Source organism: Allorhizobium pseudoryzae, from assembly GCF_011046245.1.
In the GTDB taxonomy this organism is placed as follows: domain Bacteria; phylum Pseudomonadota; class Alphaproteobacteria; order Rhizobiales; family Rhizobiaceae; genus Neorhizobium; species Neorhizobium pseudoryzae.
The window spans coordinates 3,163,957-3,184,773 of sequence record NZ_CP049241.1 but is presented as its reverse complement, the minus strand read 5'-3'; the positions used below and the strand labels follow the sequence as shown (position 1 = coordinate 3,184,773).

At 63.9% G+C, this 20,817-nt stretch carries 19 protein-coding genes; 17 read left to right on the top strand and 2 right to left on the bottom strand.

The genetic code is table 11. From position 1 onward, the window contains the following. Positions 1–33 precede the first annotated feature (33 nt). From G6N78_RS15445 to G6N78_RS15390, 12 genes are all read left to right on the top strand, one after another. Positions 34–3,027, top strand: a complete 2,994-nt coding sequence (locus tag G6N78_RS15445; protein ID WP_165219978.1) for an SPOR domain-containing protein — start codon at positions 34–36, stop codon at positions 3,025–3,027. Positions 3,028–3,133: 106 nt separating this feature from the next. Then, positions 3,134–4,156 carry a beta-N-acetylhexosaminidase gene (gene nagZ, locus G6N78_RS15440; RefSeq protein ID WP_165219976.1) on the top strand — a complete coding sequence of 341 codons (1,023 nt, stop codon included), beginning with the start codon at positions 3,134–3,136 and terminating at the stop codon, positions 4,154–4,156. A gap of 82 nt (positions 4,157–4,238) precedes the next feature. Beyond that, the gene (locus tag G6N78_RS15435; RefSeq protein WP_165221874.1) at positions 4,239–5,063 is read left to right on the top strand and encodes a segregation and condensation protein A; all 825 of its coding nucleotides are present in this window, start codon (positions 4,239–4,241) and stop codon (positions 5,061–5,063) included. After that, the gene (gene scpB, locus G6N78_RS15430) at positions 5,060–5,779 is read left to right on the top strand and encodes an SMC-Scp complex subunit ScpB (protein WP_165219974.1); all 720 of its coding nucleotides are present in this window, start codon (positions 5,060–5,062) and stop codon (positions 5,777–5,779) included. Before G6N78_RS15435 ends, scpB begins: the two co-directional genes overlap by 4 nt. Positions 5,780–5,863: 84 nt before the next feature. After that, on the top strand, positions 5,864–6,967 hold the full coding sequence (locus G6N78_RS15425; RefSeq protein WP_165219972.1) for an ABC transporter ATP-binding protein: 1,104 nt from the start codon (positions 5,864–5,866) through the stop codon (positions 6,965–6,967). A 42-nt stretch (positions 6,968–7,009) separates the two neighbouring features. Then, the gene (locus tag G6N78_RS15420; protein ID WP_165219970.1) at positions 7,010–7,207 is read left to right on the top strand and encodes a twin-arginine translocase TatA/TatE family subunit; all 198 of its coding nucleotides are present in this window, start codon (positions 7,010–7,012) and stop codon (positions 7,205–7,207) included. 49 nt (positions 7,208–7,256) lie between these two features. Further along, the gene (tatB, locus tag G6N78_RS15415; RefSeq protein ID WP_165219968.1) at positions 7,257–8,012 is read left to right on the top strand and encodes a Sec-independent protein translocase protein TatB; all 756 of its coding nucleotides are present in this window, start codon (positions 7,257–7,259) and stop codon (positions 8,010–8,012) included. Then, positions 8,009–8,839 carry a twin-arginine translocase subunit TatC gene (tatC, locus tag G6N78_RS15410; protein WP_165219966.1) on the top strand — a complete coding sequence of 277 codons (831 nt, stop codon included), beginning with the start codon at positions 8,009–8,011 and terminating at the stop codon, positions 8,837–8,839. The genes tatB and tatC overlap by 4 nt, the downstream gene beginning before the upstream one ends. A 94-nt stretch (positions 8,840–8,933) precedes the next feature. After that, a complete protein-coding gene (serS, locus tag G6N78_RS15405; protein ID WP_165219964.1) occupies positions 8,934–10,217 on the top strand; it encodes a serine--tRNA ligase in 1,284 nt (427 codons plus the stop codon). Between the two features lie 6 nt (positions 10,218–10,223). Beyond that, positions 10,224–10,991, top strand: a complete 768-nt coding sequence (gene surE / locus G6N78_RS15400) for a 5'/3'-nucleotidase SurE (protein WP_165219962.1) — start codon at positions 10,224–10,226, stop codon at positions 10,989–10,991. Positions 10,992–10,999: 8 nt separating this feature from the next. Then, complete coding sequence (locus tag G6N78_RS15395) at positions 11,000–11,641, top strand: protein-L-isoaspartate(D-aspartate) O-methyltransferase (RefSeq protein ID WP_370691526.1); 642 nt, start codon at positions 11,000–11,002, stop codon at positions 11,639–11,641. Positions 11,642–11,774: 133 nt separating this feature from the next. Continuing rightward, complete coding sequence (locus tag G6N78_RS15390; protein ID WP_165219958.1) at positions 11,775–13,361, top strand: peptidoglycan DD-metalloendopeptidase family protein; 1,587 nt, start codon at positions 11,775–11,777, stop codon at positions 13,359–13,361. Between the two features lie 117 nt (positions 13,362–13,478). Here G6N78_RS15390 and G6N78_RS15385 read toward each other — a convergent pair whose 3' ends face one another. After that, entirely contained in the window at positions 13,479–14,351 is an 873-nt protein-coding gene (locus tag G6N78_RS15385; protein WP_370691443.1) for an ATP-binding protein, read from the bottom strand. Positions 14,352–14,551: 200 nt separating this feature from the next. Here G6N78_RS15385 and yajC point away from each other — a divergent pair, with 200 nt between their 5' ends. The 5 genes from yajC (at position 14,552) to G6N78_RS15360 (ending at position 19,344) form a co-directional block, all read left to right on the top strand. Beyond that, positions 14,552–14,902: a preprotein translocase subunit YajC gene (gene yajC / locus G6N78_RS15380; RefSeq protein ID WP_165219954.1), complete on the top strand. Its 351-nt coding sequence runs from the start codon at positions 14,552–14,554 to the stop codon at positions 14,900–14,902. Between the two features lie 57 nt (positions 14,903–14,959). After that, on the top strand, positions 14,960–17,521 hold the full coding sequence (gene secDF / locus G6N78_RS15375) for a protein translocase subunit SecDF (protein WP_165219952.1): 2,562 nt from the start codon (positions 14,960–14,962) through the stop codon (positions 17,519–17,521). A gap of 2 nt (positions 17,522–17,523) precedes the next feature. Further along, positions 17,524–17,910, top strand: a complete 387-nt coding sequence (locus tag G6N78_RS15370) for an Mth938-like domain-containing protein (RefSeq protein WP_165219950.1) — start codon at positions 17,524–17,526, stop codon at positions 17,908–17,910. A gap of 26 nt (positions 17,911–17,936) precedes the next feature. Beyond that, entirely contained in the window at positions 17,937–18,791 is an 855-nt protein-coding gene (locus tag G6N78_RS15365; RefSeq protein WP_165219948.1) for a phytoene/squalene synthase family protein, read from the top strand. Positions 18,792–18,870: 79 nt separating this feature from the next. After that, on the top strand, positions 18,871–19,344 hold the full coding sequence (locus G6N78_RS15360) for an immunoglobulin domain-containing protein (protein ID WP_165219946.1): 474 nt from the start codon (positions 18,871–18,873) through the stop codon (positions 19,342–19,344). Here G6N78_RS15360 and trmFO read toward each other — a convergent pair. Further along, entirely contained in the window at positions 19,300–20,772 is a 1,473-nt protein-coding gene (trmFO, locus tag G6N78_RS15355) for a methylenetetrahydrofolate--tRNA-(uracil(54)-C(5))-methyltransferase (FADH(2)-oxidizing) TrmFO (RefSeq protein WP_165219944.1), read from the bottom strand. The genes G6N78_RS15360 and trmFO overlap by 45 nt on opposite strands. Between the last annotated feature and the right edge of the window lie 45 nt (positions 20,773–20,817).

Below are 20,817 nucleotides of genomic sequence, written 5' to 3'. Positions count from 1 at the left end.
TTGGTGCGTTGGCGTAGGTGAGTGGACGAGGGAATGGCAGATAGTAGCGTTGCACGTGGCCGTATCGGCGGACCGGACTTCTTTGCAGATGACGATCCGTTGGCGGAGCTCGCTCGCATTGCAGGCTATGAGGACAAGGCCGTCGCGCCCGCGACGGTCTCTCCCCTCGTTCGTCGCGAGCCAAGTTTCAATCTGGAAGACGAACTCCTGCGCGAGTTCGAGCAGTATGAGGAACCGCGTTCGGAGCCTGTTGCACCGGTCGCCGCTGTTGCTGCGCGGGTTGTCGAGCCCGAGCTGCCCGTCGCCCGTGCCGAGATAGCTCGGGCCGAGGCAGATCCTTTTGCCGATTTCGAGCCCGCCGTTCAGGCGCCGCTGACGACGCGGGTGCCGAGCGAAGAGGTGCAGCAGCCGTTTTCGCCGGTGAATGATTGGTCCGTCCGTGCCGAACCGGAGCTTGCCCGCACCAGCGAGCCGCAGCCCGTTCTCTCCGCTGCGGCCATGCCGGTTGCGGCGCCCGAAGCCGATCTCGATTTCGGCGGCCTGGATGCGGATCTGATTGCCGAGCTTGAAACATCGATCACATCGTCGGCCGTGCCGCCGATGGCAGGTCGCACTTCGCCGCGTGGCGCCTATGAACCCGGTTTCCGCATGCCGCTGACGAATTTCGTGGTGGCTCCACCGCGGACGCAGGCCGAACGGGCGGAACTCGATTTGGAGCGTGAGGCCGGTCTTGAGCCGCCGCGCGAGCCTGTCGCATCCACCTGGGCGACGAACTTTGCTGCCGATGTTGCCGCCGTTCGGGCAAGACCGGTTGCGCCGGCCGCCATACCGGCCGTAACGCCTGCACCGGTGCCGGAAGCGGTGCCAGCCGTCGAGCCGGTTTTTGCCCAGCCGACGGCGGAGGTTCGGTCGCTGCAGAACGAACTGGCGCAGGTCTTTGAAAAGGCGGATGAACGTTTCGATGCTCCGCATGTCGAGCCTGTCCTGTCGGCAGCGCCCGCCGCACCGTTGATCAGCGAACTCCGCTCGGAGCCTTCCTTTGCGCCGATGATCGATCGGGATGTGGTTGTCGAGCAGAGCGCGCCGGTCGCCGCCGAGCCGACGCCCGACCTGATGGACGATGATTTCGAGCTGATGCTGGACGATCTCGAGCTTGATCTTGCCGATCTGATGCAGGACGAGAAACCGTCGGTTGAGGCTGTCGCGCCTGCTCCGCGTCGTGATCCGGTTGTCGAAGCCGTGGTTGAAGCCGCACCCGCCGCCTTTGCGCCGCGCACGCAGCCTGTGCCGACGCTTGCTCCTGAAATTCCGGCCTTCCTCGCCCAGTCGCGCCACGCGCCTGACGTGGGTAAGGCTGCCGTCGCTGTCGAACCCGCTCCGTTGCCGGTCGCGCCGGCTGTGCCCGAGCAGGCGGATAGCGACGCCTTCGATCCGACACTGCTTGCCGATGCCGAGGAGATGCCGGAAGCGGTTCCGGATCTCGATGTGCCGGAAATTCCGGTCCACGAACCGGAAAAGCCGGTGGCGCCGCCGTCGGATTTCGATCTGGACCTGGATTCGGAGCTGGCGAGTTATCTCGATACCGCTGGCATGTCGCAACGGTCCGTACAGGCTCAGCCGGCTGCCAAGCCGCAGGACCGTTCGGTAAGCCGGGCAACCGCGACAGCCGCTGCACCGGCTGCCGTTTCCGCGATGCAGACCCCGGTTGCAGCCTCGGTCAACCCGAAGGTCAACGACGGTCTGGACGATTTCGAACGGGCCCTGGAAGAAGATTTCCGCCGCAGCCTGGCGCAGCCCTTGCGATCCACGCCCATCGATGAGGCCTATGCCGACGATGAGGCGCCGGTCTATGAGACACGCCGCTCTCTTGCAGCCTTTGCCATGCCGCTGTCCGTGGCCGGTTTTGTCGCCATTGTCGGCATTTCCGCCTATGCCTGGTATGCGACAGGCAAGTCGTCGGGCGGCGCGGATGGAAGCCCGGTGGTCATCGCGGCGGATTCCGAACCGGTGAAGGTCGTTCCGGAAAATCCGGGTGGCAAGATCGTCCCGAACCAGGACAAGGCGGTGTATGACCGGGTGGCCAGCGGCTCCCTGAATGATCCCAAGCAGCCGTCGCTGATCTCGTCCGAAGAGCAGCCGGTCGATGTGGTTCAGAAAACGCTGACACCGGAAAACTTTCCGCTGCAGGGTGAGGACGAAGCTCAGGCGGACATGACGCCCGTGGGCGAGACGCAGGATGCTCGCCTTCTGCCGAGCGATGGCCAGGCGAAGCCGCCGGCCGATGCCGAACAGCTTGCCGTCATGCCGCGTCGCGTGAAGACCATGATCGTGCGTCCGGACGGAACGCTGGTCGAGCAGGTGACCGAAGTGCCGGCAGCGAAGCCGGTGAATGCGCCCGCGACGGCGGTGACGACCGAAAAGATCCCGGCGGCACCGGCACTTGCCGAACCCACGCAGTTGGCATCCACTGGCGCGGCTTCGAGCAGCGCACCGACCAACCTCTCGGATGTGAACGTGGCGCGGACGACGGCTCTGACGGGCGCGACCGACGTGGCGGCTCCAGCCGCTTCGACGGCGCCGGCAGGGGTTCCGGCTCCGAAGGCCCCGGTTCCGACGGCGCGACCGGCCAATCAGCCGGTGGAGGTGGTCGCCTCGGTGACCACGCAGGGCAATGTGCGTAACGAATTGCGGCCGGCATCAACGCCCGCCGTGGCGCCGGCGGCAGCTGCGCCGGTCACGGCGGCGAGTGCCACCCCGGCACCCGCACAGGTGGCGCAATCGGGTGGTTACTTCATCCAGATCGCTTCGCTGCCCTCCGAAGCCGACGCGCAGAAATCCTACCGCAATCTGTCCTCCAAGTTTGCCGGCGTGATTGGCGGTCGGGGCATGGATATTGCCAAGGCTGAGATTGCGGGCAAGGGCACCTTCTACCGCGTCCGCATCGCAGCCGGCAGCACCCGCGACGAAGCTGCGGCGCTGTGCGAGCGATATCGCGCCGCCGGCGGAACATGCCTCATCGCGCGTTGAGGTCGATGTCGGCTGATCCTGAACTGCGGGGCGCGCTTGTCGCCCCGTTTTCATGTCCGGTGACAAGCAGCGTTTTTATTCTGAATTCCTGACGAAGAGTGTGTCCATGAGCCAATCGAAGGCAATGATCCTTGGCTGCGCCGGTCTTTCTCCGACGAAAGACGAACTGGCGCTGTATCGCGAAGAGCGTCCCTGGGGTTTCATCCTGTTTGCCCGCAATCTCTCCGAACCCGAACAGATCCGCGATCTCGTCGCGGGCCTCAAGGATGCGATCGGCCGGCCGGACGCCCCGGTGCTGATCGACCAGGAGGGCGGGCGCGTGCAGCGCATCCGTGCGCCGCATGTGGAGGCCTATCCGCCGGCGGCCCGGTTGGGCGAAATCTATGAGATCGACCGCGGCGCCGGCCTGCGGGCCGCCTGGCTGATGTCGCGCCTGCATGCCTTCGATCTCACCCGGCTCGGCATCACCGTCAACTGCCTGCCGGTGCTCGATGTTCTGGTCGAGGGATCCACACAGGCGATCGGCAACCGCTCCTATGGCCGCGATCCGGCAGCCGTGACCGCTCTCGGCACCGCAGCCTCCGAAGGATTGAAGGCGGGCGGCATGCTGCCGGTGATGAAACATATTCCGGGGCATGGTCGCGCCCTGGTCGATTCGCACCACGACCTGCCGATCGTCACGGCCTCGATCGAGGAACTCGACGCGCAGGATTTTGCGCCTTTCCGCGCCCTGAAGGATGAGGTGATGGCGATGAGCGCGCACCTCGTCTTCACCGCGATCGATCCCGACCGTCCCGCCACAACCTCGCCGAAGGTGATCAACGAGATCATCCGTGGCCGGATCGGCTTTGAGGGTCTTCTTCTGTCCGACGACAGTTCGATGAACGCCCTGAAGGGCACGCTCGGCGAACGGGCTGCGGATATTGTCGCCGGCGGCTGCGATATTGTCTTGCATTGCAATGGCGTGATGGACGAAATGAGGCAGGTGGTGGCCAAGGTGCCGGAGCTTTCTGGCGAAAGCCTGCGGCGAGCCGAGACGGCCGAGGCGGCCTTCCGTCCTGCGGATGCGACGGACGAGCGGGCCGCACGGGCCGAATTCTGGGCTCTGGTGAGCGAGGCCAAGGCATGAGCGGAAGCCCTTGAGGTTTCCGGGAACAGGGGCGGGGATGGCCGTTGACACATCACAGCCTGCCAATCCGTCTGCCATTCCGATGGACAGGCTCTGGCAGGACAGCGACGCCCGCGGCGCAAGCGAGCCGGCGCTCGTCATTGATGTCGGCGGTTTCGAAGGGCCGCTCGATCTGCTCCTGCATCTCGCCCGCACCCAGAAAGTCGATCTGCAGCGCATTTCCGTGCTGGCGCTGGCCGAGCAGTATCTTTTATTTGTCGACAGCGCCCGGCGCGTGCGCATCGAACTTGCCGCCGATTATCTGGTGATGGCGGCCTGGCTCGCCTATCTCAAATCCAAGCTTCTGATCCCGCAGCAGGCTCGCCCGGACGACGGCCCGACAGGCGAGGAAATGGCGGCAACGCTTGCCTTCCGGCTGAAGCGGCTGGAGGCGATGCGCGAAGCGGCGTCCCGTCTCGTCAACCGCAATCGGCTGGGCCGCGACATCTTTGCCCGCGGTGCGCCCGAACATATCGCGGAGCGCAGTGGCACCACCTTCGAGGCGGACCTTTACGATCTCCTCAAGGCCTATGCGAACCTGCGCCAGCGCCAGGCGGTGACCCAGGTGACGATCGAGCGGCGCAAGGTCTGGTCTCTGGTGGAAGCCCGGGAACTCTTGACCACGATGATGGGCGAGATTGGCGACTGGACGGTCCTGCAGCGGTATCTCCTGGACTTCCTTTCGCCGTCCGATCGTGTCACGGCAACGGCGAGTGCCTTTGCCGCATCGCTCGAACTGGTGCGCGAAGGCAAGATCGAGATGCGCCAGGATGGTGCCTTCGGCCCCCTCTACCTTCGGCGCGGGGCCGGACGCCCTCAGGCAGATGACGGCAAGGCCGCTTCTGGCGGACAAGGTGACAAGGAATGAACGGCGTGCCGGTCGAGGATGACGATCTTTTTGCGCAGGACGCGGTGGGCAGTGCGCCAAGCGCAACGGAGCTTGAGGCGGAACGCATTGCGGAAGCGCTGGTGTTTGCCTCGGCAGAGCCTGTTCCGGAAGCCTTTCTCGTTGAGCGCCTGCCGCGCGGGGTCGATGTGAGGGCGATCATGTCCAGGCTCGCGCGCCTTTATGCCGGGCGCGGCGTCAACCTCATCCGAATCGAGGACAAGTGGGCCTTCCGTACGGCAGCCGACCTCTCCTTCGTCTTTCGGCGGGACGAGGGGGAAGCAAAGAAGCTCTCGAGGGCGGCCCTCGAAGTGCTGGCGATCATCGCTTACCACCAGCCGGTCACGCGGGCGGAGATCGAGGATATCCGCGGCGTGCAGACCTCCCGCGGCACGCTGGATGTGCTGATGGAGGCGGGCTGGGTTCGTTTCCGCGGACGCCGGCGCACGCCGGGGCGTCCGGTGACACTCGGCACCACGCCGCGTTTCCTCGATCATTTCGGTCTCGAAGAAATCCGCGACCTGCCGGGACTTGAGGAATTGAAGGGGGCAGGGCTCCTCTCGGGCCGCATCCCGCCGGATTTCCGGGTGCCCTTGCCGACGACTGCCGACGAACTCGGCGAAGACGAGGATCCCATCACCCAGCTCGATCTCGAGGAACTCGGCCTCTTGACACCGGGCGGTGGAGCGGACGAATAGCATCCCGTTTGCCATGGACGGCGCTGCGTGACCCTCGACGTGACGGGATTGCGTCGCAAAGGCGACAAGATAAGGCCTGAAAGCATGACCCCATCCACGCCCGCCCGGGCACCGACCGCCATGCGTCGCACCGCAGGTGTCACCTTCGCCTCCAGCCTCGCCTTCGAGGCAATCGAGCATAGCTATCACGGCAAGGAGACCATTCGTGGCATTGATCTCGATGCAAAGCCCGGCGAGGTCCTGTGCCTTTTAGGGCCATCGGGATCGGGCAAGACCACGCTGTTGCGCATCGCCGCCGGCATCGAGGTGCAGACGGGCGGCCGTGTGCTGATCGATGAGCGCGAAATGGCGGGTCCGAGCATCTTCGTCCCGCCGGAAAAACGGGGCGTCGGGCTGATGTTCCAGGACTATGCGCTGTTTCCGCATCTCTCCGTGGTCGAGAACGTGCGTTTCGGCCTGACGGCCTTGCCCGCGAAAGACGCGGTTGCCGAAGCCATGGTGGCGCTCGAGCGGGTCGGGCTCTCCCATTACGCCGATAAATTTCCCCATGCCCTGTCCGGCGGCGAACAGCAGCGTGTGGCGTTGGCCCGGGCGCTCGCCCCCCGCCCCAATGTTCTTCTGATGGACGAACCGTTCAGCGGCCTTGATTCGCGGCTGAAGGATACAATCCGCGCCGATACGCTGGACGTGCTGCGCCAGACGCGCGCAACGGCGATCGTCGTGACCCATGATGCGGAAGAGGCCATGCGCATGGCCGATCGCATCGCATTGCTCAACAACGGACGCCTGGTGCAGGTCGGCCGCTCGCAGGACCTCTACCGCCGTCCGCAATCATTGTTTGCCGCTGGCTTCTTCTCCGAGATCAATCGTCTGGAGGGGCGGGTGGTCGGCGACCGTGTGACGACGCCGCTCGGGGTCTGTGCCGCTGGCGACCGCAAGGACGGCGAGGATGTGGATGTCGCCGTGCGCATTTCCTCGATTTCGGTCCTGCCGGAGGGTGGTTCGGTCGCGGCCCGCATCCTGACGCGCCGTTTTCTCGGCGTCGTTGAACTGCTGACGCTTGCGGTGGACGGATTGTCGGAACCGCTTCGCGCCCGCATCCGGGCCGACCAGCTTCCGGAAGGTCTCACGGACGTGACCGTAAACGTACAGCCGGACGACATTTTGGTGTTTGAAAAAGATTCCTAAACGTCTTACATCGAACACGACGCGCAATCATGGAGTGGAGTCATGGGTTCTTTTAGTGTTTGGCACTGGCTGATCGTTCTGGTCATCGTGCTCATCTTCTTCGGACGCGGCAAGATCCCGGAACTGATGGGCGACGTCGCAAAGGGCATCAAGAGCTTCAAGAAGGGCATGTCCGACGAAGAGACTGCCGATACGACGACGACAAAGACCGTCGATCACAAGCCGGAAGAAACCAAGTAACCTGTTGGTGCCGCACCCGAAACGGTGTGTCTTCCGAGGAGCATAACCTATGCTGGATATCGGCTGGACCGAGCTTCTAGTTGTCGCGGTCGTCTTGATCGTCGTCGTCGGGCCGAAGGACTTGCCGCCGATGCTGCGGGCATTTGGCAAGATGACGGCCAATCTCCGCAAGATGGCAGGCGATTTCCGCACGCAGTTCGATCAGGCGCTGCGGGAAGCTGACATGGACGATGTGCGCCAGACGATCTCTGATGCACAGCGCTTCCACCCGGCCAATGCCATTCGCGAGGCGATCAATCCGCTGCGCGACATGGGCAACGAGATCCGCAACGATCTCCAGAAGGCAACGGCGATGCCGCCTCTGACGGCAACGGAGACCAAGGCCGAAGGCGAGGGGGCATCTGCCTCGTCGCTGGAGGACCTGCTGCCGAAGCCGGAGCTTTCGTTGCCGGACAGCCCGCCTGCGGCCGTGTCCGCAGCGCCCGTCGCGGCACAGGCCTCCGGTTCGGCGCCAGCCACGCCCGCAACAGCCGCTCCGCAACCTGTGGCCGCTTCCGGCACACAGGCGGCGCCTGAGGCGACACCCGCAAGCGGTGATCAGCCGCTTCAGAAAAAGCCGCGCGCCCCGCGCAAGCCGAAGGGCGCCGCTGCTGAAGCTGATGTTGCGGCTTCCGCGCCCAAACCGGCACGGCATAAAACCCGCGCCCTGGCCAAGCCCGAGGAGACTGCCGTCGTTCCGGCCGTCACCGCCAAGCCCGCGACCCGCGCCCGCAAGAAGCCGGCGACCCCCAAGGATAACGCATGACCGGCGAAATCGAAGACAAGCCCCAGCCGCTCATCGAGCATCTGATCGAGCTGCGCACGCGGTTGATCTGGTCGCTGGCGGCGTTTTTTGTGGCCTTCCTGGTCTGCTTCTTCTTTGCCAAGCAGTTGTTCAACCTGCTCGTCGTCCCCTACAAGTGGGCGGTGGTCTGGGCCGGGCTCGATCTCGCGAAATCCGAGCTGATCTACACGGCGCCGCAGGAATTCTTCTTCACGCAGGTGAAGGTTGCAATGTTCGGTGCGCTGGTCATCGCGTTCCCGATCATCGCCTCGCAGCTCTACAAGTTCGTGGCGCCCGGCCTCTACAAAAACGAACGCGCGGCCTTCCTGCCGTTCCTGATCGCCTCGCCCGTGCTTTTCCTGCTCGGCGGCGCGCTCGTCTACTTCTTCTTTACGCCGATGGTGATGTGGTTCTTCCTCGCCATGCAGCAGGCGCCGGGGGAAGGTGAAGTTGCGATCTCGCTGATGCCGAAGGTGTCGGAATATCTGTCGCTGATCATGACGCTGGTGATGTCCTTCGGCCTGGTCTTCCAGTTGCCGGTCGTCACCACGCTTCTGGCAAGGGTCGGTATTCTCAGCAGCGACTGGCTGCGCGAGAAGCGGAAATATGCGATCGTCATCGCTTTCGTGGTCGCCGCCGTCCTGACGCCGCCCGATCCGATGTCTCAGATCGGCCTTGCGCTGCCGACCATCCTTCTCTACGAGATTTCCATCTACGCTGCCCGACTCGTGGAGCGCAAACGTGCGACCGAAGAGGCCGCCGTTGAGGCCGAAGCCGGTTCATCCGTGGCGAATCCGGACCAGACGTAGCATTCGTTCCGGCAGAACCGGGTTCTGGGTCGGGACATCAATCTTTCGGCCGCCGGTTCTCTCTGCGGCCCAACGCAGGCAATCTGGAACGACGATGCTGGATATCAAGTGGATACGTGAAAACCCCGCGGCTCTCGATGCGGCGCTCACCAAGCGGGGCGCCGAGCCTCAGGCCGAGGCCATCATTCAGCTCGACGAGACCCGCCGCGCCGTCATCCAGACGCTGCAGGATATGCAGTCCCGCCGCAACGCCGCGTCCAAAGAAATCGGCGCGGCCATGGCGCAGAAGAATACCGAGCTGGCCGACAAGCTGAAGGCGGAAGTGGCGAGCCTCAAGGACACCATGCCGGCCATCGAACAGCAGGAGCGCGAGGCGATTGCCGCCCTCGATGACGTGCTGTCGCGCATTCCCAACATTCCGCTCGATGATGTGCCGACCGGCAAGGACGAGCACGACAACGTGGTTGCCCGCGTCGTCGGCGAAAAGCCGCGCTGGAACCATCCGGCCAAGGAGCATTTCGAGATCGGCGAAGCGCTCGGCATGATGGATTTCGACCGGGCGTCGAAACTGTCCGGCTCGCGCTTTACGGTGCTGACGGGGCAACTCGCCAAGCTTGAGCGTGCGATCGGCCAGTTCATGATCGATCTCCACACGACGGAGCATGGGTATACCGAGGTCTCCTCGCCGCTGATGGTGCGCGATGAGGCCATGTACGGCACCGGCCAGTTGCCGAAATTCGCCGAGGACCTGTTCAAGACCACCGATGGCCGCTGGCTGATCCCGACGGCGGAAGTGACGCTGACCAACCTCGTCTCCCAGGAAATTCTGGACGAGGAAAAGCTGCCGCTGCGCTTTACGGCGCTGACGCCGTCCTTCCGGTCGGAAGCAGGCTCTGCCGGCCGCGATACGCGCGGCATGCTGCGCCAGCACCAGTTCTGGAAGTGCGAACTGGTCTCGATCACCGATGCGGAAAGCTCGATTGCCGAACATGAGCGGATGACGGCCTGTGCCGAGGAGGTGCTGAAGCGCCTTGGCCTGCATTTCCGCACCATGACTCTCTGCACCGGCGACATGGGGTTTGGCGCCCGCAAGACCTATGACCTCGAAGTCTGGCTGCCGGGGCAGAACACCTACCGCGAAATCTCGTCCTGCTCCGTCTGCGGCGATTTCCAGGCGCGGCGCATGAATGCCCGTTACCGCGTCAAGGACGAAAAGGCGCCACGTTTCGTGCATACGCTGAACGGCTCCGGCACCGCCGTCGGTCGCTGCCTGATCGCGGTGCTCGAAAATTATCTGAACGAAGACGGTTCCGTCACCGTGCCGGAGGTTCTGCTGCCCTATATGGGAGGTCTGACCAAGATCGAACGGAGCGCGTGAGGACCGATGCGGATTCTGCTGACCAATGATGATGGCATTCACGCCGAGGGCCTCGCGGTGCTTGAGCGTGTTGCCCGAACCCTGAGCGACGATGTCTGGATCGTCGCTCCGGAGGCCGACCAGAGCGGCCTTGCCCACTCCCTGACGCTGTCGGAGCCGCTGCGGCTGCGGCAGGTTTCGGACAAGCACTTTGCGGTGCGTGGCACGCCGACCGATTGCGTCATCATGGGCATCCGGCACGTGCTGGATCTGAAACCCGACCTGATCCTCTCCGGCATCAATGCCGGTTCCAACATTGCCGACGACGTCACCTATTCCGGCACGATTGCCGGGGCGATCGAAGGAACGATCCAGGGGGTGCGGTCGCTCGCGCTGAGCCAGGCGGTCTCCTATGCGGACGGCAAACGCAGCATTCCCTGGGATGTGGCCGAGACCCACGCGCCGGCGCTGATCCGCCGCCTGATGAAGACGGAGCTTCCCGCCGGCACCTTCCTTAATCTCAACTTCCCGGCCTGCGCAGTCGATGCCGTCGAGGGAACCGATGTGACGGCGCAGGGCAAAACGGATTTCGCGCTGGTCGTCGATGAGCGCCAGGATGGCCGCGGCAATCCCTATTTCTGGCTGCGCTTCGGCGATCGCAGCGGCCAGTTCGCGGCCGGCACCGACATTCATGCCGTGCGCGCCAACCGCATTTCCGTGACGCCCCTGAAACTGGACCTCACCGATCACGCCGCGATCGATGCCGTTGCCCATGCGCTGGGAGAGCCTGCTTGAAATCAGGCATGATCGAGAAGGAAGGGTTTGCCGCGCTCGTGCTTCGGCTGCGGGGCGAGGGGCTGACGGATCTCGACCTTCTGACGGCGACCGAACAGACTCCACGGTCGCACTTCGTGCCGCCGCAGTTCTCCGCGGATGCCTATTCCAGCCGAACCATCCCGATCGATTGCGGGTCCTTCATGGAAGGGGCCGATCTCGCGGTGCGGATTCTTGCGCGCCTCCAGGTGAAGCCCGGCCATCGCGTGCTCGAAATTGGCACAGGCAGCGGCTTCATGACCGCGGTCATGGGCCGGATTGCCGAGCGCGTATTGTCGGTCGAGCGCTACCGGACGCTGGTCGCGGGAGCCCAGGGCCGCATGGATGCGCTCGGGCTACGCAACATCATCATCCGCCAGGCGGATGGGAGCAACGGCATGCCGGGTGAGGGGACGTTCGACCGCATCCTGGTCACCGCCGCCTTCTCCACCATGCCGCGATTCTATGCCGAGCAGCTGGTGCATGGCGGCTCCATGGTGGCACCTCTCCTCTTGGAGAACGAGACCTGCATGATGGTGCGGCTGACCAAGACCGGCAGCCGTTTCGAGCGCGAGGATCTGTTTCCCGTTCCCTACCTGCCGCTGGTTTCGCACATGGCGGCGCATTTGTGATCGCCGCTGTCCTGCGTGGGCTCATGGTTAGCGATTTGCGAAGAAAATGACGCAATCCGCTGCGTCTTAACCGGGCGGTAAGACTAACGCGCTTTAATGACTCGTACTTTGGTTGCGTCGTGTAGGTCGAGTCATGCGTGTGAACAGTTCATCGAAAATGAAGAAGTCAGCCGTACGCATTGCCGTGGCGGCTTTGCTGGCCAGTACCGTCGCTGGTTGCAGTTCGGATGCGACGCGCTTTGGCGGACTTTTCTCCGATCATGATAATCTGACGACCGCCTCCATCCCGCAGCGGCAGGGGCTTGGCGCGTATGGGCGTGCGCCTGTGCCGACGGAGGATGTCGGAAACGCGGTCAATACCGATTACCCGTCGCGGGGCGCCGCCATGGCGCAATCCTATCCTCAGGCAAGCCCGGCACCCAGCTATCCGACCGCTGCGCAAACCTCGCCGGCCCGGTCCGCTGTGGCGCCTGTCTCCGTCCAGCGCGCATCGCTTGCGGCGCCCGGTGCAGCCCCGGTCGCGCCAAGCCGTGATCCGCAGTCCCGCGCCGAAGCCCTTTCGCAGCCGATGCCGGCTCCCGCAGCCCAGCAGACGGCCGCCGTGGTTCGGCCGGCCGTCGTCAATCCCGACAAGGTCACGACCGGTTCCACCGGTGCGACCGGCTGGTCGACGGCCAATGCGCCGAAGGTGACACTGCGCCCCGGTGAGACGGCGGCCACTCTTTCGGCTCGTTATGGCGTGCCGGAACGGGAAATACTGCGCGCCAATGGCGGTGCGCTGACCCCCGGCCAGATCGCCGTCATCCCCACCTATGCTGGCGGCAACAGAGCCCGCAGTGCGGCAGGCGATGTGGATCTGTCGAAGACCAACGACCGGCCGGTTCCGGCCCAGCCGCAGCAGGACAAGGTCGCCATGCTGCCGACACCGGCCGTGCGCGACAAGTCGCATCCGGAAGCCGCAAAGGTCGTGCCGCCCGCAGGCGGACCGAAGCCGGACGGCACCGCCACCTATACCGTCAAGGCCGGCGATACGCTTGCCAAGATCGCCCGCGAAACCCGGACGCCGATCGATCAGCTGAAGGCCGCGAACGGCATCAAGGACGGCAATATCCGCATTGGCCAGACCCTGAAGGTTGGCTCGCCCGTGGGTGACGACGTCAAGACCGCCTCCATTCCGCAGACGGCACCGGCGGCACCGGCAGCCCAGCCGAAGGCGGAACAGGTTGCGGTAAAACCCAACACGCCGGCTCCCGCCGCGGCCGAAAAACCGTCGGCCCAGACCTCCAGCCTGACGGATGTCGAAAAGAAGTCCGACGTGAATGTCGCCGCTCCGTCCGCCACGGGCATCGGCAAGTATCGCTGGCCGGTCACCGGTGCGGTGATTGCCTCCTACGGCCAGAACGTCGAAGGCAGCCGCAATGACGGCATCAACATTTCGGTTCCGGAAGGCACGCCGATCAAGGCTGCGGAAAACGGCGTGGTCATTTACGCTGGAAACGGCCTGAAGCAGCTCGGCAACACCGTGCTCGTGCGCCACGACGACGGCAAGGTCACGGTTTACGGCCATGCCGCCAACATTTCCGTCACCCGCGGCCAGAAGGTCCAGCGCGGCCAGACGATTGCGACCTCCGGCATGAGCGGTGATGCCAAGCGCCCGCAGGTGCATTTCGAGGTGCGCAAGGACGCAACGCCGGTCAACCCGATGACCTTCCTCGAATAGTCGGCGCCTTCAGCGCCGCCCGTCAGAGATCACGTTCCTCGATTTGTAGTGCGTATGGGGAATGCGAAAGAGCCCGGTCCATGTGCCGGGCTCTTTTGTATTCTGCTTATCGTCCGTTCAGTCTCGTGAGAGAGGCTTGCGCAGGCGCCCCGCGAGATCCTGGATATATTGCCAGGCCACACGCCCGGACCGCCCGCCACGGGTGGTTGCCCATTCCAGCGCTTCGCGATGCAACTGCTCCCGGGTGAGGCCGAGGGTGAAATGTTCGGCGTAACCATCGATCATCGCCAGATAATCATCCTGGTTGCACTTGTAGAAGCCGAGCCACAGCCCGAATCGATCCGAGAGAGAGACCTTTTCCTCGACCGCTTCCGACGGATTGATTGCCGTCGATTGCTCGTTCTCCATCATGGTGCGCGGCAGGAGGTGGCGCCGGTTGGATGTCGCATAGAACAGCACATTGTCCGGACGCCCCTCGATCCCGCCGTCAAGCGCTGCCTTCAGCGACTTGTAGTCCGTGTCATCGTGGTCGAAGGACAGGTCGTCACAGAAGACGATCGTCCGGCAGTCGGAGGCTTTGAGAATATCGAGCAGGCCGGGCAGGGTGCCGATCTCCTCACGGTGCACCTCGACGAGTTTCAGCTTTGCACCGGTCGCGGCGCGCACGTCGGCATGCACGGCCTTGACGAGGGAGGACTTGCCCATGCCGCGTGCGCCCCACAGGAGAACATTGTTGGCGGCAAAACCTTCGGCAAAGCGCAACGTGTTTTCGTGCAGGATGTCGCGAACGTGATCGACGCCGCGGATCAGCGTGAGCGCCACCCGGTTCGGTTTCGCCACGGGCTGCAGGAAGCGGTTTGCCGGCACCCAGACGAAACAATCGGCGGCGTCGAGGTCATTATGCGCGGGTGCAGGGCCTGCCAGACGCTCGACGGCGTCAGTCAGACGGCGCACTTCGGCCAGCAGCAGGGCGGTTGTATCGACGGTCATCATCTTCTCCCGCGTGCGGCGGCCCGTGCCGCCTCCGTTTTTCTGCCGCCTAGCATGGCCTTTTGCCAATCGAAAGGGTAAGACGCCGCAAATCGGTACGCTCGCGGCCGAGTGTCTGTTGCATTCCGACCGTTCGCAATTATATTCCGGCGGCTTGAAACGGGGGCTGCCTCCGTAACCGCAATCTCTGGGAGTTCTCGATGTTCATTACTGAAGCATTCGCCCAAACCGAGGGTGCAGCACCGTCTGCCTTCGGCTCCGGCCTGGAAATGCTTTTCCTTTTCGCCCCTCTGATGGTGGTCTGGTACTTCTTCCTCATCCGGCCGCAGCGCCAGCAGATGAAGAAGCGTCAGGAAACGCTCTCGAACATCCGTCGTGGTGATCAGGTCGTGCTCGGCGGCGGTATTACCGGCAAGGTCGCCAAGGTCATCGATGACTCCGAACTCGACGTCGAGATCGCCGAAGGCGTGAAGGTTCGCGTGCTGCGCACCTATGTGGCCGAGGTTCGCGTCAAGGGCGAGCCGGTCAAGACCGAAGCCGCCAAGTCTTAAGGTCCGGCGCCGCCCAACAGGCGGCGCTTTGAGATCACGCCAGGTATCGAGAGCGAAATGCTATACTTCTCCCGCTGGAAAACCCTATTCATCTGGTTCGTCATCGCCGTTGGCGCCATCGTCGCGGCACCGAACATTCTCAGCAATGAGCAGTTGGCAAAGCTCCCTGGTTGGTTCCCCGCCAAGAAGGTCACGCTCGGGCTTGATCTTCAGGGCGGCTCGCACATCATGCTCAAGCTCGAGCGTGCGGACATCATCAAGGAACGCCTGGAAACCGTGGTTGGCGACGTGCGCAACACGCTGCGCGAAGCCAATGTCCGTTATACCGGCCTGAGCGGCACGGGCCAGCAGATCCAGGTGCGGATCACCGATCCTGCCCAGGTCGAGGCCGCGAAGCAGGCGCTCAATCCGCTGCTGCAGCCGGTTTCGGCCGGCACCTTCGGCGGCACGGTGACGGAAGTCTCCCTCTCTGACGAGGGCAACGGCCTGTTGCAGTTGACGCTGACGGATGCCGGTATCGGTTACCGTGTGTCGTCCGCGCTGACGCAGTCGATCGAAGTCGTGCGTCGTCGTGTCGATGAACTCGGCACCACCGAGCCGCTGATCCAGCGTCAGGGCGACGACCGCATCATCGTTCAGGTGCCGGGCCTGCAGGATCCGCAGCGTTTGAAGGCGCTGCTGAACCAGACGGCAAAGCTGACATTCCACATGGTGGATTCGTCGATGCCGGTGCAGGAGGCGCTGAACGGACGTCCGCCGGCCAGCTCCGAAATCATGTACTCGATGGACGATCCGCCGGTTCCCTACCTGATCGAGCGCCGGGCGCTCGTGTCGGGTGAAAGTCTCGTCGATGCGCAGGCGAGCTTCAACCAGCAGACCAACGAACCGGTCGTGACATTCCGCTTCGACAGCCGCGGTGCGCAGCGTTTTGCCCAGGCGACGCAGCAGAATGTAGGGCGTCCCTTTGCCATCGTTCTCGACAATCAGGTCATTTCGGCCCCGGTGATCCGTGAGCCGATCGTGGGTGGGTCGGGTCAGATTTCCGGCAACTTCACTGTCCAGTCCGCCAATGATCTTGCAGTGCTTCTGCGCGCCGGTGCGCTGCCGGCCACGCTGACGGTGGTGGAAGAACGGACGGTCGGTCCGGGCCTTGGTGCGGACTCGATCCGGGCGGGTGTCGTTGCCAGCATCATCGGCGCCGTCGCCGTTGCCGGCTTCATGTTCGCCTTCTACGGCTTCTTCGGCCTGCTCGCCAACCTGGCGCTCGCCGTGAACATCGTCCTCATTCTCGCGACGTTGACCCTGATCGGCTCGACCCTGACGCTGCCCGGGATTGCCGGTATCGTGCTGACGATGGGGATGGCGGTCGATTCCAACGTCCTTATCTACGAGCGTATCCGCGAAGAGGTGAAGTCGGGCCGTTCGCTGCTGCCCTCTATCGACAGCGGCTTCAAGCGGGCCTTTGCGACGATTATCGATGCCAACCTGACGACCCTGATCGCCGCCGTTGTGCTGTTTTACTTAGGGTCCGGCCCGGTCCGCGGTTTTGCCGTGACACTCGCCGTCGGTATCGTCACCACCGTCTTCACGGCCTTTACCTTCACCAGTTGGATGTTCTCGCTGTGGGTCAAGCGCGCCAAGCCGAAGCAACTGCCGAAGGGCATCCGCACCGGGATCTTTGATGGACGCGGCCTGCCGTTCATGTCGATCCGCAAGTACAATTTCTTGGCGGCGGCGGCTCTGTCGATCGCGTCGGTTGTTGGTTTTGCGTCGGTCGGCATGAACCTCGGCATCGATTTCCGTGGTGGCTCGATCATCGAGTTGAAGTCGCGCGAGGGTGACGCCAACATTGCCGACATTCGTTCGCGTCTCGACCAGCTCAATCTCGGCGATGTCCAGGCCCAGGGTTTCGGGTCGCCCCAGGAAGTGCTCGTGCGCGTGCAGGCGCAGGGCGGGGGCGAAAATGCCGAGCAGTCAGCGCTGGAGCGGATCCGCAATGATCTGGAGCAGGATTACGAATTCCGCCGCGTTGAAGTGGTGGGGCCGGCCGTTTCGAGCGAGCTGACCTATTCGGCAACGTTTGGCGTTGGCGTCGCGCTGCTGTTTATCCTGGTCTATATCTGGATTCGCTTCGAGTGGCAGTTTGCCGTGGGTGCGATCATCGCGACCATGCACGACGTGATCCTGACGATCGGGATCTTCGTGCTGACGGGGATCGAGTTCAACCTGACAAGTATCGCGGCCATTCTGACGATCGTCGGCTATTCGCTGAACGATACGGTCGTCGTCTATGACCGAATGCGCGAGAACCTCAGGCGCTACAAGAAGATGCCGCTGACGGAACTGATCGACATCTCGATCAACCAGACGCTGTCGCGAACCGTGTTGACCGGCCTGACGACGATGATTGCGCTGGGTGCGCTCTACATCTTCGGCGGCGAAGTCATTCGTTCCTTCACCTTCGCCATGCTGTTCGGCGTGGCCGTCGGTACCTTCTCGTCCATCTACATTGCCGCCCCGGTTCTGATCGCCTTCAAGCTGCGCACCGATACCTTCGACAAGGAAGAGGACAAGGCCAAGAAGGGTGCGGCTTTGCCTGACGGCAAGCCGAGCGCTTGATCGTGGCTCGCCCGACCCATATCCGGGACGCGCATTTTCCAGGACGCGTCCCGATTGATACCTATGGCGATGGCGGCTTCCGGTTTGCCGACATGTCGCATCGCGGCTCCCTGCTGCTCTTGCCGAGCGGCGTTTACGGCTGGGATCTGACCGAAGGCGATGCGCTGACGGTGGAAGCCTTCCAGCGGGTGCTGGACGAGGCAGGCGAGATCGAGTTTCTGCTGGTCGGCACGGGCAAGGACATCCGCCCGCTGCCCGCAGCACTGAAGGCGGCCATGCGCAGCCGCGGAATATCGTCGGACCCCATGGGAACCGGAGCGGCTGTCCGCACGTACAATATCATGCTGGGAGAATCGCGGCCGGTGGCTGCGGCTCTCATCGCCGTCTGATCGTGACAGAAGCGGAGAAGGATGCCGTGACGGCAGGTGCCGCAGACCATTGGGACATCTGCCTTTCGACGTTGCGGGAGACCGACCGCGACCGTTATCTCGCCTGTCTTCTGTCGCCGGCGGACATGCGCGGCCCGCTTGCCGCACTCTATGCCTTCCACGCCGAAATCGCCCGCATCCGCGACGTGATCCACCAGCCTTTGGCCGGCGAAATCCGTCTGCAGTGGTGGCGCGACCTCCTCTCCGGCACGGCGGAGGGCGAATCGAACGCCAATCCGATTGCCGCCGGTCTGCTTGCCACCATCGACACCTATCGTCTGCCGCGCGACGTGCTGGCCAACATGACCGAGGCGCGCATCTTCGATCTCTATGACGATCCGATGCCGGATCGCAACGCGCTGGAAGGCTATGCCGGTGAGACGGCAGCCGCGTTGATCCAGCTAGCCGGTCTTGTTCTGGACGCGCCAGCGGCCATGCAGCAAGCGGAGACGGCCGGTCATGCGGGCGTCGCCCAGGCAATTGCCGGGATCCTGCTATTGCTGCCGCTGCATCGCAAGCGCGGGCAGGTCTATCTGCCGCTCGATATCTTGTCCGCCACGGGACTGGACCGCGATACGTTTCTGGCGGAACCCGAAGGCCCGCAGCATCGGGCGGCGATCGAGGCGTTTGCCGGGCTTGGTCTCGACCATCTGTCGAAAGCGAAGCGGGCAGGCGGCATTCCTGCCGCTCTCCTGTCGGCCTTCCTGCCGGTGGCAATTGCCGAACCGGTTCTGCAGGCGGCCGCCCGTGCGCCGGAGAAGGCGCTCCGTGGAACCTTGCAAGCGCCGCAATGGCGCCGGCAGTTGCGCATGCTGCGCACCCTTGCCCTCAAGCGTCTCTAGGCCCATTTCTCCAGAGTCACATTCGCGCAAGCCTCACGCGATAATGAGCAGGCGCGAAGGTTAGAAAAAGGGTGATCTGGTGAGCCTTGTCGTATGGTCGATCATTGCCGTGCTGGTCGTTGCAACGGGCTACTATGCCACGCGCATGAGCAAGGATCGCGATGAGCTCGACCGCCACGATGCGGGGCTCGCCATCATCGAGTTCGGCCGCGCCTATCCGACGGAAGCCATCCGCAGCCTGCATGTCACCGAAAGCGGCAATGCGGTCTTCGTGCGTCTTTACGATAACAAGGCCGGCTTCATGCGCAATTACGGTGCGCATTATGCCTGCCATCTGATCGAGCCCGGCCGCGTCCGGGTCATGCCGCTGGGCAACGGCCGCGGCTTTCATGTGGATTTTCTCGACGCATCGACCCAGAGCGGCGACTACGTGTTTTCATCCGCGGCGGAAGCCGCGGAAGTGTCGCTCTGGCTGCTCGGCAACTATATCGGCCCGGACGAACGCCACCTACTCGGCGGCGCTCACACCGAGCTCGGCGACGGTCGCGTCTGACTCGTCCGCGAATGTGGGTGCCGGCACGCCCAGCCATCCTGCACAGTCCGTCAGCGCCCGGCGTGACAGAAGCTTGCGCTTCATCGCCGTCTTGTCCTTGCCGCGAAAGCGCTTGACGCCTTCCGGCTTGACGATGGAGCCTGGCGCCAGCTCCGGAAACAGGCCGAAATTGACGTTCATCGGCTGGAACGAGCGTTTGCCCGGTTCGTCGTCGGAGACGAGGTGGCCGCCGGTGATATGGTTGAGCAGAGAACCGAGCGCTGTCGTCGCCGGCGGCAGCGAAGGGGTCTCTCCGCGCGCATCGGCAGCGGCGAACCGGCCGGCCAGGAGGCCGATGGCGGCACTTTCGACATAGCCCTCGCAGCCGGTGATCTGTCCGGCAAACCGGAGCGCCGGCCGCGATTTCAGCCTGAGGCTCTGGTCAAGCAGCGTCGGGGAGTGAATATAGGTGTTGCGGTGCAGGCCGCCGAGACGGGCAAATTCGGCATTCTCAAGCCCCGGGATCATCCGGAAGATTTCCGCCTGCGCGCCGTATTTCAGCTTCGTCTGGAAACCCACCATGTTGTAGAGCGTGCCGAGCGCATTGTCCTGGCGAAGCTGCACGACCGCATAGGCTTTCACGGTCGGGTTATGGGCATTCGTGAGCCCCATCGGCTTCATCGGGCCGTGGCGCAGCGTCTCGCGACCACGCTCGGCCATCACTTCGATCGGCAGGCAGCCGTCGAAATAGGGCGTGCCTTCCCATTCCTTGAAGCCGACGGTGTCGCCGGCAATCAGTGCATCGACGAAGGCGTCATACTGCGCCTTGTCGAGCGGGCAGTTGATATAGTCCTTGCCGTTGCCGCCGGGGCCGACCTTGTCATAACGCGACTGGTACCAGCAGATATCCATGTTGATGGAGTCGCGGTGCACGATCGGCGCAATCGCATCGAAGAAGGCAAGCGAATCCTCGCCCGTTTCCGCCTGGATCGCAGCGGCGAGCGATGCGGAGGTGAGCGGCCCGGTGGACAGGATCGTCAGGCCCCAATCCGCCGGCGGCAGGCCCTGCACTTCCTCGCGAACGACGGTGATCAGCGGATGGGCCTGGAGGGCCTGTGTGACGGCCTCGGAAAAACCGTCGCGGTCGACCGCCAGCGCACCGCCGGCTGGAACCTGATGACGATCGGCGCAGGCCATGATCAGCGAGCCTGCCAGTCGCATCTCCGCATGGATGACGCCAACCGCATTGGCCGTTGCATCGTCGGAGCGGAAGGAGTTCGAGCAGACGAGTTCGGCCAGGCCATCGGTCTTGTGCGCATCCGTGCCGCGCACGCCGCGCATCTCGTGCAGGATAACGGGGGTGCCGGCTTCTGCCAGCTGCCAGGCGGCTTCGGAGCCGGCAAGGCCGCCGCCGACCACGTGAACGGGTTTTGAAGAGATCTGTGTCATGGGCCGGCTCAATACCATGAGCCGGCCCGGCATCCAACATCAAAG

Bases quoted from the DNA above. Each gene is read 5' to 3' on its own strand.
- G6N78_RS15420 (WP_165219970.1), top strand. From the start codon at position 7,010: ATGGGTTCTTTTAGTGTTTGGCACTGGCTGATCGTTCTGGTCATCGTG.
- yajC (WP_165219954.1), top strand. From the start codon at position 14,552: ATGTTCATTACTGAAGCATTCGCCCAAACCGAGGGTGCAGCACCGTCT.
- G6N78_RS15385 (WP_370691443.1), bottom strand. From the start codon at position 14,351: ATGACCGTCGATACAACCGCCCTGCTGCTGGCCGAAGTGCGCCGTCTG.
- G6N78_RS15435 (WP_165221874.1), top strand. From the start codon at position 4,239: ATGGACAGGCTCTGGCAGGACAGCGACGCCCGCGGCGCAAGCGAGCCG.
- serS (WP_165219964.1), top strand. From the start codon at position 8,934: ATGCTGGATATCAAGTGGATACGTGAAAACCCCGCGGCTCTCGATGCG.
- G6N78_RS15390 (WP_165219958.1), top strand. From the start codon at position 11,775: ATGCGTGTGAACAGTTCATCGAAAATGAAGAAGTCAGCCGTACGCATT.
- tatB (WP_165219968.1), top strand. From the start codon at position 7,257: ATGCTGGATATCGGCTGGACCGAGCTTCTAGTTGTCGCGGTCGTCTTG.
- scpB (WP_165219974.1), top strand. From the start codon at position 5,060: ATGAACGGCGTGCCGGTCGAGGATGACGATCTTTTTGCGCAGGACGCG.
- tatC (WP_165219966.1), top strand. From the start codon at position 8,009: ATGACCGGCGAAATCGAAGACAAGCCCCAGCCGCTCATCGAGCATCTG.
- surE (WP_165219962.1), top strand. From the start codon at position 10,224: ATGCGGATTCTGCTGACCAATGATGATGGCATTCACGCCGAGGGCCTC.
- G6N78_RS15445 (WP_165219978.1), top strand. From the start codon at position 34: ATGGCAGATAGTAGCGTTGCACGTGGCCGTATCGGCGGACCGGACTTC.
- G6N78_RS15425 (WP_165219972.1), top strand. From the start codon at position 5,864: ATGACCCCATCCACGCCCGCCCGGGCACCGACCGCCATGCGTCGCACC.
- trmFO (WP_165219944.1), bottom strand. From the start codon at position 20,772: ATGACACAGATCTCTTCAAAACCCGTTCACGTGGTCGGCGGCGGCCTT.
- nagZ (WP_165219976.1), top strand. From the start codon at position 3,134: ATGAGCCAATCGAAGGCAATGATCCTTGGCTGCGCCGGTCTTTCTCCG.
- G6N78_RS15395 (WP_370691526.1), top strand. From the start codon at position 11,000: ATGATCGAGAAGGAAGGGTTTGCCGCGCTCGTGCTTCGGCTGCGGGGC.
- secDF (WP_165219952.1), top strand. From the start codon at position 14,960: ATGCTATACTTCTCCCGCTGGAAAACCCTATTCATCTGGTTCGTCATC.